The sequence below is a fragment of the Wenzhouxiangella sp. XN24 genome, assembly GCF_011064545.1.
Taxonomy (GTDB): Bacteria; Pseudomonadota; Gammaproteobacteria; order Steroidobacterales; family XN24; genus XN24.
Window position 1 is genome coordinate 305851 of sequence record NZ_JAAMFG010000028.1, and the last position, 16852, is coordinate 322702.

Genomic DNA, 16852 nt, shown 5'->3' on the forward strand with positions numbered 1-16852 from the left:
CTGGCCATGTTGCAGCGACCCGTCGATTCGTGGAGCATCGAGCAGGTCGAAACTGCCGCAGATCCTTCATGCCCATCAACTTGCCCGCTTCACGCCTGTTGCCTGGCGTCCTTGTCGCCATGGCGTTGGCCTCCCCGGTCGCAGCCGAAACGCCGGTGACCGCCGTCGATCCCGAAATCGGCCAGGGCAGCCAGGTACTGGCGCTCAGCGGCAATCTCATCGCCCGCCGCACGGCGGTACTGTCTCCCCAGGTCGCCGGACTCGTCGCCGCGATCCGCATCGACGCCGGCGATCGCGTCGCCATAGGCGATGAACTGCTGCGCCTGGACCAGGACCTCGCAAAGCTGGAAGTCCGACGTGCCGAGGCTGTGGTGGAAGAGGCCCGGCGAGCCTTGCTGGAAGCTCGCCGGCTGCGCGACGAGGGACGGCGCCTGGTCGAAAGTCGCTTCGTGCCGGACACCGAGGTCCAGGCCCGTGAAGCCGCGGTGCTGCAGGCCGAAGCCGCCGTGAGCCGCGTGCAAAGCGAACTGGAGATCGCCCGCGAGCAGCTGGCGCAACACGTCGTGGCAGCCCCTTTCGACGGGGTGATCACCACGAGAATGGTCGAAGTCGGAGAATGGGTCGCCACCGGCACCGCCGTGGCGGAACTCGTGGCGCCCGACGAGCTCTGGCTGGATGTACGCGTGCCCCAGGCCTACTGGACCCGCATCGACGCGGATACGCGGCTGCGGGCCTTCGCCGATCCTGCACCGGACACGGCGCTCGACGCGCGCATTCATGCGCGGGTGCCGGTCAAGGATCCGGCGGCCCGCACGTTCCTGTTGCGACTGCGGGTCGATGACGATTCCGGCCGTATCACGCCGGGGATGTCCGCCCGCGTGGAATTGCAGCTGCCTGGCGCCGGCCGCGTCACCACGGTCCCGCGCGATGCGATCCTGCGTTATCCCGACGGCACCGCCACCGTCTGGGTGGTGGACACGCGCGCCGAGCCGCTCGTCGCGCGGGAACAGGAAGTCCAACTGCTGCGCACGCTCGGTGAGCGCGTGGAACTGGCCGGAGCGTTCGACCCGGGACTGCGCGTGGTGATACGGGGTAACGAGGCGCTCAAGGAGGGCGAGACCGTGCGTCTCGTCGAGCCATGAGCCCCGCGGCCGGCGACGCCCGCTGATGTTCGCGGGCATCATCCGCCATGGCACCATCGTGGCCGTCGTGGTGCTCATCATCTGTGTGCTGGGCATTCTCGCGGCACTGCGTATCCCCGTGCAGATGATTCCCGATCTCGAGGTGCGCGTGATCGGCGTCGACACGCGCTGGCCCGGCGCCACGCCCCAGGACGTGGAAAAAGAGATCCTCGTGGAGCAGGAGAAGTACCTGCGGACGCTGCCGAATCTCAATCGAATGATCTCTCGCGCCAGCGACGGCCGGGCGGAAATCGAACTCGAGTTCCCCTTCGGCGTGAATCTCAATGAAGCGCTCATTCGCGTCAACAACGCGTTGAGCCAGGTGCCGGCCTATCCGGAGAACGTGGACGAGCCCCGCCTCGAGGCCAGCTCCTTCTCGCAGAACTCCTTCATGTTCTTTCGCATCGCGCCGCTCGAGAACAATCCTTTCGAGCTCGACATGAAGCTGATGTTCAACTTCCTGGACGAAAACGTCCGGCCCAGGATGGAGCGCGTGCCGGGCATCTCGCGGATCAATATCTGGGGCGGCGAAGACCGCCAGATCCGCATCCTGGTGGATCCGGCGGCGCTGGCCGAACGCGGCATCACGCTCGACCGGATCCGCACCGCCGTGCGTGAACGCAATCGCGACACCTCCGGCGGCGACCTCGAACTCGGCAAGCGCCGCTACCTGTTGCGCACCATCGGCCGCTTCAACGACCTGGAAGACCTCGAAGACCTGGTCATCGCGCAGCGCGGTGACAGCCTCATTCGTCTGCGCGACGTCGCCGCGGTCCGGATGGCGTACTACGAACCCCGCAGCCTGTCGTTCGCGAACGGCCGCCAGGTCATGACCATCGCGGTCGATCGGGAGCCGGGCTCGAACGTCATAAACATCAAGCAGGCCCTGTTGCCGGTCGTGGCCGACATCAACACGCAGGTGCTGCAGCCCGCCGGCATGGAAATGAGTCTCACCGCCGACGACGTGCTCTATGTGCAGGCTTCCGTGGCCAACGTCTGGCAGAATCTCGCGCTCGGCGCATTGCTCGCCACCGCCGTCATGTTCCTCTTCCTGCGGTCGTTCCGCGCCACGCTGGTGGGGGTGATCGGCATCCCCATCTGCACGATCGCCGCCTTTCTCGGCCTCCTCGCCTTCGGCCGCACCGTCAATGTCATCTCGCTGGCCGGCGTGGCGTTCGCCATCGGCATGACGCTCGACAACAGCATCGTGGTGCTCGAGGCGATCGAACGGTTCCGCAGGCAAGGCATGGAGCGGCGCGCGGCGGCTCTCGCCGGGGTGCGCATGGTGTGGCCGGCCGTGCTCGCCTCCACGCTCACGACGGTGCTGGTGTTCGCGCCGATCTTCTTCATCAGCCAGGAGGCGGGACAGCTCTATTCGGACGTGGCGGTGGCGATCTCGGCATCGATTCTCGCCAGCATGCTGGTCGCCGTGTCCGTCGTGCCGAGCCTCAGTGCGCGACTGGATTTCGGTACGCGCGGCACCCGCAGCGGGAGCGTACAGTCCGGCGTGGCGTTACGCGACGGGATCCTCGCCGGAGTGAACTGGTTGATCGCCTCGACCCGGCGACGCCTGGCCACACTGGTCATCGTCACCGCTTCCGTGGGCGCCATCATCGTCACCCTCACGCCGCCGGCGGAATACCTGCCCGAGGGCGAGGAACCCAAGACCTTCGCGCGCATGCTCGCCCCGCCGGGCTACAACCTGAGCGAAATGCGCGAGATCGGCGCGCAGGTCGAGGCCTACCTCCTGCCCTTCGTCGGCGACGATCCCGCGCGTTTCGCGCGTGGCGAGACACCCGTGCCGGCGATGGCTTACATGAACCTCTCCATCGCCGCCGACAACCTCCGCATCATCGCCGAGACCGTCGACCCGGCACAGATCGAGCCCCTGATGCAGGCCCTCGACACCCACTTCCGCAGTTATCCGGGGATGCGCGCCTTCGCGAGTCGTGGCTCCATCATCTCCAGCAATGACGGGGGGACCCGCAGCGTCAATCTCGACATCACGGGTCGCGACCTCGCCGAGATCTATCGCGTGGCGCGGCTTGCCTACGACCGTGCCGAGATCTTGTTCGACAACCCGCGACTGGGCTCTTCGCCCGCCTCCCTGTCGCTGGACCAGCCGCTCGTCGAGATCCGTCCGCACTGGGATCGGGCGGCCGAAATGGGCCTGAGCGCACAGCAGATCGGTTTCGCGGTGTCAGCTTTGACCGACGGCGCCTTCATCGACGAGTACTTCCGCGGTGATGACAAGATCGATATCTTCCTGTTCAGCACGGCCGGCAGCGAACAGGCCCTGTCGAACATCAACGACCTGCCGATCTATGCGCCCAACGCCGGCGTGGTGCCGTTGTCCGCGATTGCGGAGATCGTCGAAATCGTGGACACGGACTCGATCCGCCGCCTGAACGGCCGGCGAGCGGTCACCTTGAATATCATTCCGCCGCGCAGCGTCGCGCTCGAAACCGCGTTGGAGCTCGTGCAGGACGAAGTGGTGGACTGGCTGCGGCGGGAAGGACAGTTGTCGGAAGGCGTCAGCATCGACATCTCCGGCGCCTCCGACCAGTTGACGGAAACGCGCGCCGCACTGGCTGAAAACTACCTGGTCTCCGTCGTGCTGTGCCTGCTCGTCCTGATCGCGATCTTCGGCCACTGGGGCTGGCCGCTCGTGATCCTGACCTCGGTGCCGCTGGGGATCGCAGGCGGCATCGGCGGGCTCGCGCTGCTCAACGGGCTGGGCGGGCTCCTCCCGGCCGTCGGCCTGCCCGCCATCAGCCAGCCCTTCGACATGATCACCATGCTCGGCTTCCTGATCCTGCTCGGCGTGGTGGTCAACAATCCCATCCTGATCGTCGATCGCACGCTGAGCAATCTGCGCGAGGGCATGCAGGACACGGTCGCAGCGGTCAGCGAGGCCGTGGCCTCGCGCATCCGGCCGATCATGATGTCGATGATCACCACGCTGTTCGGCCTGGCCCCGCTGGTCTTCATACCCGGGGAAGGCACGGAGCTCTACCGGGGAGTCGGCGTGATCGTGCTCTCAGGACTGCTGTTCGCCACGCTGGTGACGCTGACCTTTCTCCCGGCGTTGCTGGTCACCATCCTCCAGTTCAGTCGTGGCCGGCCACGTAGGGAAAGTACTGGCGATCCGCGCCCAGGATATGTCGAGTGACGACATCGTAGGCGAGGAACTGGAACAACTCGCCGACGCCGAGTGAGTCCTCGTGGAAGGCCGCCGACAACCGCTGTGCCTTGTCGAGCAACCGGCCATGCTCCTCGGCATGTTCCTCGAGTTCCACGAAACCGATGCTGGCGAGGAACTCCTCCTCGTCCTTGAAATGCTGCACGACGTCGGCAATCAGCCGCTCGACGATCTCTGCGATCTCGTCACGCGGCCGCGAGGAGAGGACGGCGGCGAGAATCTCGTTGGCCACGTCGAACAATCCCTGGTGCTGTCGGTCGATCAGCGCATGACCGGAGGCGAAGCTGTCTTTCCACGAGAGCTTGATAAAGTGGCCTTCGACGTGCTCGGCGGTCGCGGGCAGGCTCGCCCCGGTGGTGTCGACCTCGACCCGGTTGCGGCCTGCGTCCTTGGCGCAGTAGACGGCCGCGTCTACACGCCCCAGCAGGTCTTCGATGGATTCACCTTCGACGAACTGCGCGACGCCGAAGCTCGCGGTCAAAGCACCGAACGGGGGGAAATCCTGTGCGGCCACCATCTTGCGGAAGCGCTCCGCGGCCGTCCTGGCTGCCGATCCCGGCGTGTTGGGCATGAGCACGATGAACTCTTCGCCGCCCCATCGCGTCAGCGAATCCGACTTGCGCAGTCCGGAACGGATACAGGCCGCGAACTCGGTCAACACCCGGTCGCCGGCCTGGTGCCCGAAATTGTCATTGACGAGCTTGAAGTGATCGATATCGAACATCACGAGCGACAGCGGGTGACCGAAGCGCAGCGCCCGGTGGATTTCCGCCTCCAGCGCCGTCTCGAAATGACGGCGATTCCACGCGCCCGTCAACCGATCGGTGCTCGCCAGCTCCTCGAGGTTCCGCACTTCGGAAGCCAGCTGGGCATTGGCCTGGTTCGCGGACTTCAATGCCAGCTCGGCCTCGAGGTGATCCCGCAACGCCCCCTCGGCTTCGACCGCGACCACCCCCACCGCCACCAGTTTCCGGCCGTCGTCGAGCACGGGGAAATGCGTCACGACATAGCACGCGGGCCCACGGTCGGTCTGGAACGCGCATTCGATGTTGACGCCGTCGAGCCGTATTTTTGCTTCCTCGTGGGCTGCCGTCACGGCGCCTACCCGCTCCGGGGCGAGAAACTCAGCATCGGTGTGACCCGTGATCCGGTCGAGTTCCGCGCAGGCGAAGCGCGCGTAACCGAGGTTGGCGAACAGGTACCGGCCATCCAGCGTCTTGATGGCGACCCCGGCATCATCCGTGTTCAGAAGATGCGGCCAGAGCGTCTGGATATCGTTGCCAGGCATCGGTTCTCCTCGCGGGATTGGGCTGCGGACCTTCGGCAACTCGCCGGGACGGTCGAGTCAGCCTGCACCCTAACCGATCCGCACCGGCGAGGAAGTGACCACGATCAAGGTTTGATCGGTCGGGAAGTACCTATTGGCGCTTTGCGATGGATGACGGGCCGGCGCCCGGACGCAACAGCCAGGCCGTCCAGCCGATCGCGACGAGGCCGAGCGTCAGCAAGGCGATGAACCAGCCGCCGCGGTGGCCGACCAGCAGCAACATCGCCAGGCCCAGGAGGTAGGCGAAAAGCAGGGCGACGCCGAGCATGAACGTGGTTTTCAAGTTGCGATCCTCTCCGCGGGCGGGCGCGCGACCCGCTCGAGCACGACGAAGGTGAGATCCCAGGCATTGCGTTCGTCGGACAACCGCTCGCGTCGTGCGACTTCGTGCCATTCGTCGGGATCGAGCTCCGGAAACAGCGTGTCGCCCCAGGGCTCGGCGTGGATTCGCGTCAGGTAGATCCGTTCCGCCCCGGGCAGCGCCTGTCGATACACGTCCGCTCCGCCGATCACCATCAACTCGATAGCACCCGCCTGCGCCGCAATGCGCCGCGCCTCGTCGAGGGAGCCGACGCGACGCGCACCTTCGGCGCGCCAGCCCGAATCCCTTGAAAGCACCAGGTTCGTGCGCCCCGGCAATGGCTTGCCGATCGCATCCCAGGTCAGGCGACCCATCAACACGGGCTTGCCCATCGTCACCTGCTTGAAATGCGCGAGGTCCGCGGGCAGATGCCAGGGCATCTTGCCCTCCGCGCCGATCACGCCGTTATCGGCGACAGCGGCGACCAGGGTCAGGGTCGGCAAAGCGATATCGCTGTTCACATCCTAATGATAAACCTAGATCGAGACCGGTGCCGGGATATGCGGCTGCGGCTCGTAACCGACGATCTCGAAGTCGTCGTGACGGTAATCGAAAATGCTCGGGGGACGACGCCGGATCACCAGCCGGGGCGGTGATCCCGGGCTCCGCTGCAACTGCAGATCGGCCTGCTCGAGGTGGTTGAGATACAAGTGTGCGTCGCCACAGGTCCAGATGAACTCCCCGACGTCGAGCTCGCATTGCTGCGCCATCATGTGGGTCAGCAGTGCGTAGGACGCAATGTTGAACGGCACCCCGAGGAACACGTCGCCGCTGCGCTGGTAGAGCTGGCATGACAGCTTGCCGGCGCCGACCCAGAACTGCACGAGGCAGTGGCACGGCGCCAGAGCCATCCGTCCGGCGTGGACATTGTCCTGGGGACTCACCGTCTCGTCGGGCAACTCGGCCGGGTTCCACGCGACCATGATGATGCGACGCGAGTCCGGCCGCCGGCGGATCGTGTCCACCACCGCCGCCACCTGGTCGATGGTCTCGCCGTCGGCCGCCGGCCACGCCCGCCACTGGCGGCCGTAAATCGGCCCGAGGTCGCCCGACTCGGTCGCCCACTCGTCCCAGATCCGCACGCGCTCCCGCTGCAATGCCGCTATGTTGGTGTCGCCCGAAAGAAACCACAGCAGTTCGTGGATGATCGAGCGGACGTGAAGCTTCTTGGTGGTCAGCAACGGGAATCCCGCAGCCAGGTCGAAACGCATCTGGTGACCGAACACGGAAAGCGTGCCGGTGCCCGTGCGGTCATCCTTGCGCAGGCCCTCGTGGCGGACGCGTGCCAGCAAATCGAGATACTGCTGCATGTCAAAGCCCTCGCTGTGCCGGGCGGTAAGCCAGCCAGAGCAGCACGATCCCGAGGCCGATGAGCGGGATCGTCAGCAACTGGCCCATGGTGAGCCAGCCGAACGCCAGGTAGCCGATGTGCGCATCCGGCAGCCGCACGAACTCCACCACGAAGCGGAAGAAGCCGTAGCCGAGCGCAAAAGCGCCCGAGACCGCCATGCGCGGCGGCCGGGTCGCCGAGTAGAACCACAAGACCAGGAACAGCGCCACGCCCTCCAGCGCCGCCTGGTAGAGCTGCGAGGGGTGACGGGCCACGCCGTCCACCACGAAGGCCCAGGGCACGTCGGTGGGCTTGCCCCAGAGTTCGCCGTTGATGAAATTGCCGAGCCGGCCGAAGGCCAGCCCGAGCGGCACGATGGGCGCCACGAAATCGGTCATGGTGAAGAAGCCGCGACCCAGCTTGCGGCCGTAGATCCACATCGCGACCATGACGCCGAGCAGCCCCCCGTGGAACGACATGCCGCCTTCCCAGACGCGCAGCAGCATGACCGGGTCGCGCAACCACGCGTCGAAGTTATAGAACAGGATCGAGCCGAGCCGCCCGCCGATGATGACGCCGAGCGCACCGTAGAAGATCAGGTCGTCCACCTGCTCCGCGGTCCACCCCGAGCCCTGTTGGGCGGCGCGGCGGCGCGCCAGCCACCACGCGACGCCGAAGGCCAGGATGTACATCAGGCCGTACCAGCGGATCGCCAGCGGCCCCAGCTGGATTGCGACAGGATCGATGTCCGGGTACGGAATCATGGCGGTTACTCCGGCACGATGCGGCAGAACACCGCCTTGAGGTAACGGGTTTCCGGAATGAGCGGATGCGAGGGATGATCCGCGGACTGCCCGCCGAGCTCCAGCACCTGCACGGCCCGGCCCAGATGGCGTGCCGCACGCTGGATCGCCACCAGGTGATCTTCCTGCGAGAGGTGAAAAGAACAACTGCAGGAGACCAGCAGCCCGTCACGCTCCAGGAGCCGCATGGCGAGCTGGTTGGCCCGCTGGTAAGCGATGAGCCCGGCTTTCTGGTCCTTGCGCCGCTTGATGAACGCCGGCGGATCGACCACCACGGCGGCGAAGCTGCGCCCTTCATCCGCCAGGGCCTTCATGACATCGAAGGCCTGGCCCTCCGCCGTCTCCACCTCGAGCCCGAGGCGCTGCGCGTCCCGTTCGGCCACCTCGAGCGCGGTCGCCGACGAGTCCACGAGCATGGCCCTGGCGCCACGCGCCGCGGCAGCCAGGCCCCAGGCGCCCGTGTACGAAAAAACGTCGAGCACGCTGTCCGGCCGATAACGGGCGAGGCGCGCGCGGTTGTCACGCTGGTCGTAGAACCACCCGGTCTTCTGGCCCGTGCGGAGCGGCGCGGTCAGCTCCAGCGCGTTGTCGACCACGCGCACTTCATCCGGCACCTCGCCGGCAGCGACCTCGACATAACGCTCCAGGCCCTCCAGCTTGCGGGCGCTCGAGTCGTTGCGCCACAGGATCCCGGCGGGCGAGTACACCTTGGTGACAGCATCCACGATGTCGCCTTTCATGTTCTCCATGGTCGCGGTCCCCGCCTGCAACACCACGATGTCGCCGAAGCGATCGACGACCAGGCCGGGCAAGCCGTCGCCGTCGGCGAACAGCGCGCGATAGCAGCCCTGGCCGTAGAGGCGCTCCCGCATCGCAAGCGCCACCTTGAGACGATGCACCACCAGCGAACGATCCGGCGGATGGGCGACATCGCGCGACAGGATGCGCGCCACGATCAGGCTGTGCGGGCTGACGCCGGCATAGCCGAGAAACCGGTCCTCCGCGCTCATCAGCCGCACGATCGCACCGGCGGGCAGCTTGTTCAGCGGCGTCGCCGCCGTATCCACTTCGTTGCTGTAGATCCACAGGTGGCCCGCCCGCGGGCGGCGGTCCTCGCGAGGCTTGAGCCGAAGTTCTGGATAATCGGTACAGGCTTGATTCACGACGGGAAGCTCCGGAGAAGCGCCGGAGAAGGTCCGGTATAGTTGCGCGCAAGTCTACCCGATTCCATTGCCGGACATTGCCATGCCAGCCGACCGCAACCGCCTCGCCGACGAGACCAGCCCCTACCTCCTGCAGCACGCCGACAACCCGGTGGACTGGCACCCGTGGGACGCACAGGCGCTGGAACTTGCGCGGCGGGAGGGCAAGCCGATTCTCCTGTCGATCGGCTACTCGGCCTGCCACTGGTGTCACGTCATGGCTCACGAGTGTTTCGAGAATCCCGAGATCGCCGCGCAGATGAACGCGATGTTCGTCAACATCAAGGTCGACCGCGAGGAACGCCCGGACATCGATCGCATCTATCAGCTGGCCCACCAGATGATCGCGCAGCGCAATGGCGGCTGGCCCCTGACCATGTTCCTCTCCCCGGAAGACCAGGCCCCGTTTTTCGGCGGCACCTATTTCCCCCCGGAAGCCCGCCACGGACTGCCCGGTCTCCCCGAGCTGATGAACAAGGTCAGCGGCTACTGGCGCGACCACCAGGACGAGATCCGCCAGCACGCGGAAGGCGTGCGGGAAGCGTTCAGCGCGGTCTGGGAAGCCCCCGCCGGCGACCCGGCGACCGTCGAGATCGACCCCGAGCTGCTCGCGACGGCGCGCCGCGAACTGGCCGAGAATTTCGACAAGGAGCATGGCGGCTTCGGCGCGGCGCCGAAATTTCCCCACCCGCCGAGCCTGCAGCGGCTGCTGCGGCACTGGCGCAGCACCGCCCTGGGCGACTCACCGGATCTCGAGGCGCTCTACATGACCACCTCGACACTCCAGCAGATGGCCGAGGGCGGCATCTACGACCAGCTGGGCGGGGGGTTCTTCCGTTATGCGGTGGACGCCCACTGGATGATCCCGCATTTCGAGAAGATGCTGTACGACAGCGCACAGCTCCTGCCGCTCTATTCCCAGGCGTGGAGCGTGACCAACGAGAGCCTGTTTCGCCGGGTGGCGATCGACACCGCCGGCTGGGTCATGCGCGAAATGCAGGAGGCCGACGGCGGCTACTGTTCGAGTCTCGACGCAGATTCCGAGGGCAAGGAAGGGCGATTCTATTCCTGGGGCCGGGAGGAGCTGCAGCGCCTCCTGGAGCCTGCCGAGTTCGCGGCGGTCACCGCCGTGCATGGTCTCGATCGCGGCCCCAACTTCGAGGGCCGCTGGCATCTCCACACGTTCATGTCGCCGGACCAGTTCGCCGCAGGCAGCGGCCTGGACGGCGCGGAGGTGGAAATGCACCTCGCCACGGCGCGGGCGAAGATGTTTGCTGCCCGCGACGCGCGAGTCCGGCCGGAGCGCGACGACAAGGTGCTGGCCGCGTGGAACGGGCTGATGATCCGGGGCATGGCGATCGCCGCCCGGGTACTGGGCGATCCGGCGCTGGCCGCCTCGGCGGACCGCGCCCTGGCCCACGTGCGCAGCCGGATGGTCGTGGACGGGCGCCTGCTGGCGACATGGAAGGACGGCCGGGCGCGCTTCCCGGCCTATCTCGACGATTACGCGTTCCTGCTCGACGCGACGCTGGAGATGCTGCAGCTGCGCTGGAACAGCGCGGACCTGGAGTTCGCGGTCATGCTCGCCGACACGCTGCTCGAGCATTTCGAAGATCGCGACGGTGGCGGTTTCCTGTTTACGGCGGACGACCACGAGAAGCTCCTCGAGCGCCCGCGTCCCTTGGCCGACGATGCCATGCCGTCCGGAAACGGCGTAGCCGCGCTGGCCCTGAACCGCCTCGGTTGCCTTCTTGGCGAGCCGCGCTATCTCACGGCCGCCGAACGCGCGGTGCGTTCGGCGTTGCCGGCGATGCGCCGCGCCCCGTTCGCGCACTGCGCTTTGCTCGACGCGCTCGAAGAGCAGCTGCACGCCCCGGAGATCGTCATCGTACGAGGGCTGCCGCGCAAAACCGCCGACTGGAGCCGCACCGTCCGGCTGGTCTACGCACCCCGGCGACTGGTGTTCGACGTCCCGGCGGACGCGCCGGACCTGCCGCCGGCGCTCGCGGAGAAAACGGCGCCGGAGAGCGGCGCGCGGGCCTGGATCTGTCGCGGCACGACGTGCCTGCCGCCGGTGGACAGCCTCCCCGCGCTCACCACGGCCCTGAAGACGCCCTGAGGCGGCTCCAGGGGGCTGCTGCGGGCGTCTGCTGCGGACGACTTCTACGGGCGGCCGATACACCGGCCTCGCGCGCGAGCCCCTGCACAACTAGAGGGCGCGGCGCTCCCAGCTGCCATCACGCAGCACCAGCTCGTACATGGGCCAGTAGTGATCATCGAGCTTGAGGGTGAGCACTTCGACCTGGTCGTTCCAGTTCAGCGCCCGCACCCGGACCGCCTCGCGATGCGCACGGCCTTCGACCGCCGCCACGAAGGCATCGAGGTCCGGCGTCGGGCGGCCGTCCACCTCGACGATCCGCAACCCGCCCCGCAGGCCGTTGCGGCTGGCCGGGGAACCGAAAGCGTGGAACGCGACGAACACCCCGCTCGGCTCGATCCCGCGTTGCGCGGCCAGGGCGCGGTGGGGCGCCTGCAACAGGGCCCCGGCCCAGGACAACACCCGCCGGACGCCCCCGCTACCGAGCTCGACGGTCGGCACTTCCAGGTCCAGCACTTCGCCCTGGCGCCAGATCCGCAGCGTGACGACCGGCGCCTGCGTGGCCTCTTCCATCGGACGGAAACGGTTGACCACCGCCCCGTCGATCCGCAGCAGCAGGTCTCCGGGCCTGAGCTGCTCCGCCGCGGGCGTCGCCGCCACCGTGCGAACCACCTGCAACACCTGGCGCCGTTCGGGATCATGCGCTTCGAGCTCCGCGGCCAGTTCGTTGGACAGGCCGAGACGCCGCGCGCTCGCCAGCGGCAGCTCGAGGAATTCCGCCTCGAGTGAACGCAGGCCGCGTTCGCCGCGCGCCAGCGCGAGTACCTCGGCGACCAGCGTGGCGGGAATGCCCTTGTTGGTCTGCTCCATGCCTCGCCCGCCCTCGAGGGCGAAACTCGACCAGGTGCCCTGGACGTGACCGCGACTGTCGGTGATCACGCCGTCGAAGTCCTCGGGACCGCTGACCAGTTCGATGGTCTCGATGTTGCTGTCGCGAAACCGCAGGGTGCGCGACAGCGGCGCCTGCAAGGCCTCGATGGACGCCACCTGGACCGATTGCGACGCGATTCGGTGTCCGCCGCGCAGGCCGATGACCCAGGCTTCGTCGCCCGGCTGCAAAGGCCGTTTGGACAACGTTGCCGAACGCACCGGGGTCTCCCCGATCAGTTCGGGCTCGTAGCGGAGCACCACCAGGTTGTGCAGGGGGTGAATGAACTCGACGCGGGCGGGGATCTCCAGGGAGGCCGCAAAGGTCAGCATGATGTCACCGAGGCTCTCGGGCACCGTGTTGCGGTCGACCACCACCAGGCCCTGCCCGGCGTCCACCACCAGGCCGGTGCCGTGGTAGAAACGGTCGGATACGCCCGAGACGGCATAAGGCATCTCGAAATTCACCAGCACGAGCGAGTTCTGCACGGCCCGGATGCGCCGATCGTCCTCCGGCGGGAAGCGCGTGCTCGCCGGCTCCGGCAAGGCGGCGACGCCCGCCTCGGGCAGGGACTCGCAGGGCCACTCGCCCGCCGCGTCGTCGCGAATGCAGTAATCCGCCGGGAACCAGCGGCGGTCGATGCGAATGCTGCGCAGGCGGGTCGCGCGCGGATTGTCGAACTCGTAGAACCGCGCCGCGACGCGCGCCCGGTCCGGAAGGTGCTCGATCGCGGCGCGCAAGGCGTCCAGGTCGGGTGTCGGCCGCCCGTCGAGTTCGACGATGACCGCGCCGCGGGGGATCGCGGACGCCATGAGCATGTAGCCCGGGTTGGCCACGAACACGCCTTCGAGCGGCATGTTCAGGTGTCGCGCCTGCTGGTAGGACAGGTCGTGCAGCACCGCGTCGCCGATCTGCAGGAATGACGCCGGGGTCACGGCATGCAGGTCGCTCACCTCGACCTGGAGCGCGAGGTCGGTCGTGCCGCGCCGCACCGCCAGCGCGACGACGTCGCCCACGTTGGCGTCCAGCGTCTCGGCCAGTGCATCGAAGGTCGCCAGCGGCTCACCCTCGAGCTCGAGCAGGATGTCGCCCGGTTCGAGGGCGCCCTGGGCAGGCGCGCCGGCGACGATGTCGCGCACCACGAGGAGGCCTTTCTGTCCCGGAAACAGCGCCCGGTAGCGCGCCTCCGCCGCGGCATCGAGACCGAGGCGGCGCAGCTCGTCGTAGGGCAGGTGCACGAAGGTTGACAGCAAGGTACCGCGCGGCACGTCCTCGCCCCGCGCGATATGCTCCAGCGCGCGGGTGACGCGGCCGAGCGGCAGGAAGAAGCTCGACGCGGCCTGGGTGTTGGCGCCGGCGTTCAGCGCCACCACGCGCCCGTCGATGTCGATCACCGGCGACCCGGAGGAGCCGCCGGAGGTGCCCGAGGCCGCCTGGATGTAGAAGGTGTTGAAATCGTTGTACTGGCCGCGCCCGTAGTTGGGCGCTTCCCGGTCGAGCCGTGCCAGGGTCCCCGCGAGGATCGAGATCTGTTCGCCCGCATCATTGCCGACGACGCGAATCTCCCGGCCCGCCTCCGCGCCCTCGGGCGCCAGCGGCAACGACACGGGATCGATATGCCGCAACTGTGCCGGGTCGTAGCGATACACGCCGAAATCGTGCACCGGGTCGCGATAGACCGCGGTCAACTCGACCACTTCATGGTTCAGGAACACCGCTTCCGCCACCACCGGGCCGGCCGTGACGACGTGGCGGTTGGTGAGAATGAGGCCGCGGGCGGCATCCACGACGAAGCCGGTGGCCTGCGTGGACATGTTGCCGTTCGTATCGAAGGCCCGCGGTGCATCGACCCGGATGGTGACGACACTGGGGGCGATGCGTTCCAGGGTGGCTCGCCAGCCGGGGGGTTCCGCCGCGACCTCGGCGGCGCCCGGGGGCGGCGGGGCGCCGAAGGTGGCCGCACTGGCCAGCGCCAGCACGACGAATACAATCAATTTCCGCAAGCTTCAACTCCCAAGGTGCAGTTGGCGGCCGAAACTGGCCTCGTACCTCGTGTAGAAAGACTCCCGATCGAAGGAATGGTTCTGCGTGCCCGCGGATTCGACCTTGATGGCACCCATCAGCGAGGCGATCCGGCCCGTGGTCGCCCAGTCGGCCCCGTGCATCAGGCCGTGCAGCAGGCCGGCCCGATAGGCGTCGCCGCAGCCCGTGGGATCGACGACCGCCGCAGGCGCGGCCGCGGGAATCTCCAGCCGTTCGCCCCCGGCCAGGATCATCGAGCCCTCGGCGGCCCGGGTCACGACCAGGGCGCGGACCTGCGCAGCAATCTGCGCCTCGTCCAGGCCCGTGCGCTGCATGAGCATCTTGCCCTCGTAATCGTTCACCGCGACGACGTCGGCCAGCTCGATGAAACGCTTCAGTTCGGCGGCGCCGAACATGGGCAGGCCCTGGCCCGGATCGAAGATGAACGGGACGCCCGCCGCAGCGAACTGCTCCGCGTGGTCGATCATCGCCTGGCGCCCGTCGGGCGAGACCATGCCCCAGCTCAGGCCGGCCTCCGCAGGCACGGCATTGAGGTGCGCATGCGCCATCGCCCCGGGGTGGAAAGCGGTGATCTGGTTGTCCGCGAGGTCGGTCATGATGTACGCGACGGCGGTGAACGACTCGCTCAGCTCGCGCACGTGATCGAGCGGCACGCCGCGCTCCCGCAACCAGTCGCCGTAGGGCGCGAAGTCATGGCCGACCGTGGCCATCGGATAGCCCGTGTCGCCGAGCAGGCCGAGGTTGTAGGCAATGTTCGCCGCACAGCCGCCGAACTCGCGACGCAAGGCCGGGACCAGGAACGACACGTTCAGCATGTGGATCTGGTCGGGCAGGATCTGGTCCTGGAACTGCCCCTGGAACACCATGATGTTGTCGTAGGCGATCGAGCCGCAAATGAGCGCTTTCATGCCGCGGCGGGTTTCCAGGCCACGTCGAGCTGCCGCGCGGCGCGCACGTCGTCCAGGCGGCGGACGGGCGTCGTATAGGGTGCGCCGCGCAGCTTGTCGGGATCGGTCTGCGCTTCCGCCAGGATTTCTTCCATCGCCTGCGCAAACGCGTCGAGCGCTTCCTTCGACTCCGTCTCGGTCGGCTCGATCAGCAGGCACTCGGGCACCAGCAAGGGAAAATACGTCGTCGGCGCATGAAACTCGAAGTCCAGCAGCCGCTTGGCGAAGTCCATCGCCGTCACGCCGAGCTCCTTGGACTGGCGCTTCAGCGTCACGATGAACTCGTGGCTGGCGCGACGCTCGGGATAGGCGAGCTGGAACCCGGCATCGCGCAACCGCGCCATCAGGTAGTTGGCGTTCAGCGTCGCGAACTCGGCAACCCGCGGCATGCCCTCCCGGCCCAGCATCCGTGCGTAAACATAGGCCCGCAGCAGCACGCCGGCGTTCCCCATGAATGCCGACAGCCGCCCGATCGACAACGGCCGGTCCGCTTCGCTGACCCAACGATAACGTCCGCCTTCCTCGGCCACCACCGGGACGGGCAGGAATGGCACGAGGCGCTCGCTGACGCCGACCGCGCCGGAACCCGGCCCGCCGCCCCCGTGCGGGGTGGAAAAGGTCTTGTGCAGGTTCATGTGGATCACGTCGAAGCCCATGTCGCCCGGGCGAACCTTGCCGAGAATCGCGTTCAGGTTGGCGCCGTCGTAATACAGCAGCCCGCCCGCACCATGCACGACCTTGGACATTTCCAGGATTCGCCGGTCGAACACGCCGACGGTCGAGGGATTGGTCAGCATGATGCCGGCCGTCTTCGGTCCCACGGCGGCCTTGAGCGCCTCGAGATCGACATCGCCGTCCGGACCGGTCGGGATCTCGATGACCTTGCAGCCGCACATGGTCGCCGTCGCCGGATTCGTGCCGTGCGCGGCATCGGGCACGATGATCTCGTCGCGCTGGGTGTCGCCGCGCGACACATGGTAGGCGCGGATCATCGCCACCCCGGCGAACTCGCCCTGCGCGCCCGCCATCGGCGTCAGCGACACGGCTTTCATGCCCGTCACTTCGCGCAGTATTTCCTGCAGTTCCCACATGCAGGCCATGAAACCCTGACCGGTGGAATCCGGCGCCAGCGGATGACGATTCGTGAATCCGGGCAACAGGGCCAGCGTGTTACAGGCACGCGGGTTGTACTTCATCGTGCACGAACCGAGCGGGTAGAAGTTCGTGTCGATGGAGAAATTGAGGCGCGAGAGGCGGGTGTAATGCCGCACGGCGCCGAGCTCCGACACCTCCGGCAGGCGGGGCGGCGCGCTGCGCCGGAAGGCCGCCGGGATCTCCGCTTGCGCCGGCGCGAGGGGCGCCTGGGCCGTGGCACGCCGCCCGGGCCGGGAATGCTCGAAAATCAACGGTTCAGTCATCGTGCCCCTCCA

Annotated in this window: 12 protein-coding genes; 3 read left to right on the top strand and 9 right to left on the bottom strand. The window is 67.4% G+C overall.

Features of this window, described 5'->3' with window-relative positions:
• Positions 1-68 precede the first annotated feature (68 nt).
• Positions 69-1142 carry an efflux RND transporter periplasmic adaptor subunit gene (locus G6032_RS05710; RefSeq protein ID WP_165281162.1) on the top strand — a complete coding sequence of 358 codons (1074 nt, stop codon included), beginning with the start codon at positions 69-71 and terminating at the stop codon, positions 1140-1142.
• A gap of 25 nt (positions 1143-1167) precedes the next feature.
• A complete protein-coding gene (locus tag G6032_RS05715; RefSeq protein ID WP_165281163.1) occupies positions 1168-4353 on the top strand; it encodes an efflux RND transporter permease subunit in 3186 nt (1061 codons plus the stop codon).
• Here G6032_RS05715 and G6032_RS05720 read toward each other — a convergent pair.
• The 6 genes from G6032_RS05720 to G6032_RS05745 all read right to left on the bottom strand — a co-directional run bounded on the left by G6032_RS05720 (position 4292) and on the right by G6032_RS05745 (position 9367).
• On the bottom strand, positions 4292-5671 hold the full coding sequence (locus G6032_RS05720) for a diguanylate cyclase (RefSeq protein ID WP_165281164.1): 1380 nt from the start codon (positions 5669-5671) through the stop codon (positions 4292-4294). The genes G6032_RS05715 and G6032_RS05720 overlap by 62 nt on opposite strands.
• 130 nt (positions 5672-5801) lie before the next feature.
• The gene (locus G6032_RS05725) at positions 5802-5993 is read right to left on the bottom strand and encodes a hypothetical protein (protein WP_165281165.1); all 192 of its coding nucleotides are present in this window, start codon (positions 5991-5993) and stop codon (positions 5802-5804) included.
• Complete coding sequence (locus G6032_RS05730) at positions 5990-6532, bottom strand: dihydrofolate reductase (RefSeq protein WP_346763765.1); 543 nt, start codon at positions 6530-6532, stop codon at positions 5990-5992. Before G6032_RS05730 ends, G6032_RS05725 begins: the two co-directional genes overlap by 4 nt.
• Before the next feature lie 15 nt (positions 6533-6547).
• Complete coding sequence (locus G6032_RS05735; RefSeq protein ID WP_165281166.1) at positions 6548-7381, bottom strand: thymidylate synthase; 834 nt, start codon at positions 7379-7381, stop codon at positions 6548-6550.
• A 1-nt stretch (position 7382) separates the two neighbouring features.
• Positions 7383-8165 (bottom strand): prolipoprotein diacylglyceryl transferase, encoded by a 783-nt coding sequence (lgt, locus tag G6032_RS05740; RefSeq protein WP_165281167.1) that lies wholly within the window; start codon positions 8163-8165, stop codon positions 7383-7385.
• A 5-nt stretch (positions 8166-8170) separates the two neighbouring features.
• Positions 8171-9367, bottom strand: coding sequence for a class I SAM-dependent rRNA methyltransferase (locus G6032_RS05745; RefSeq protein ID WP_165281168.1), 1197 nt, complete (start codon positions 9365-9367; stop codon positions 8171-8173).
• 82 nt (positions 9368-9449) lie between these two features.
• Between G6032_RS05745 and G6032_RS05750 the strand changes: the two genes are divergently transcribed.
• On the top strand, positions 9450-11525 hold the full coding sequence (locus G6032_RS05750; protein WP_165281169.1) for a thioredoxin domain-containing protein: 2076 nt from the start codon (positions 9450-9452) through the stop codon (positions 11523-11525).
• A gap of 90 nt (positions 11526-11615) precedes the next feature.
• Here the strand turns inward: G6032_RS05750 and G6032_RS05755 are convergent, their stop codons facing one another.
• The 3 genes from G6032_RS05755 to gcvPB are packed head-to-tail and all read right to left on the bottom strand — an operon-like array spanning position 11616 to position 16840.
• Positions 11616-14435 carry a trypsin-like peptidase domain-containing protein gene (locus G6032_RS05755; RefSeq protein WP_165281170.1) on the bottom strand — a complete coding sequence of 940 codons (2820 nt, stop codon included), beginning with the start codon at positions 14433-14435 and terminating at the stop codon, positions 11616-11618.
• Between the two features lie 3 nt (positions 14436-14438).
• A complete protein-coding gene (locus G6032_RS05760) occupies positions 14439-15383 on the bottom strand; it encodes a carbohydrate kinase family protein (RefSeq protein ID WP_165281171.1) in 945 nt (314 codons plus the stop codon).
• Positions 15380-16840: an aminomethyl-transferring glycine dehydrogenase subunit GcvPB gene (gene gcvPB, locus G6032_RS05765; RefSeq protein ID WP_165281172.1), complete on the bottom strand. Its 1461-nt coding sequence runs from the start codon at positions 16838-16840 to the stop codon at positions 15380-15382. The genes G6032_RS05760 and gcvPB overlap by 4 nt, the downstream gene beginning before the upstream one ends.
• Positions 16841-16852: the final 12 nt, after the last annotated feature.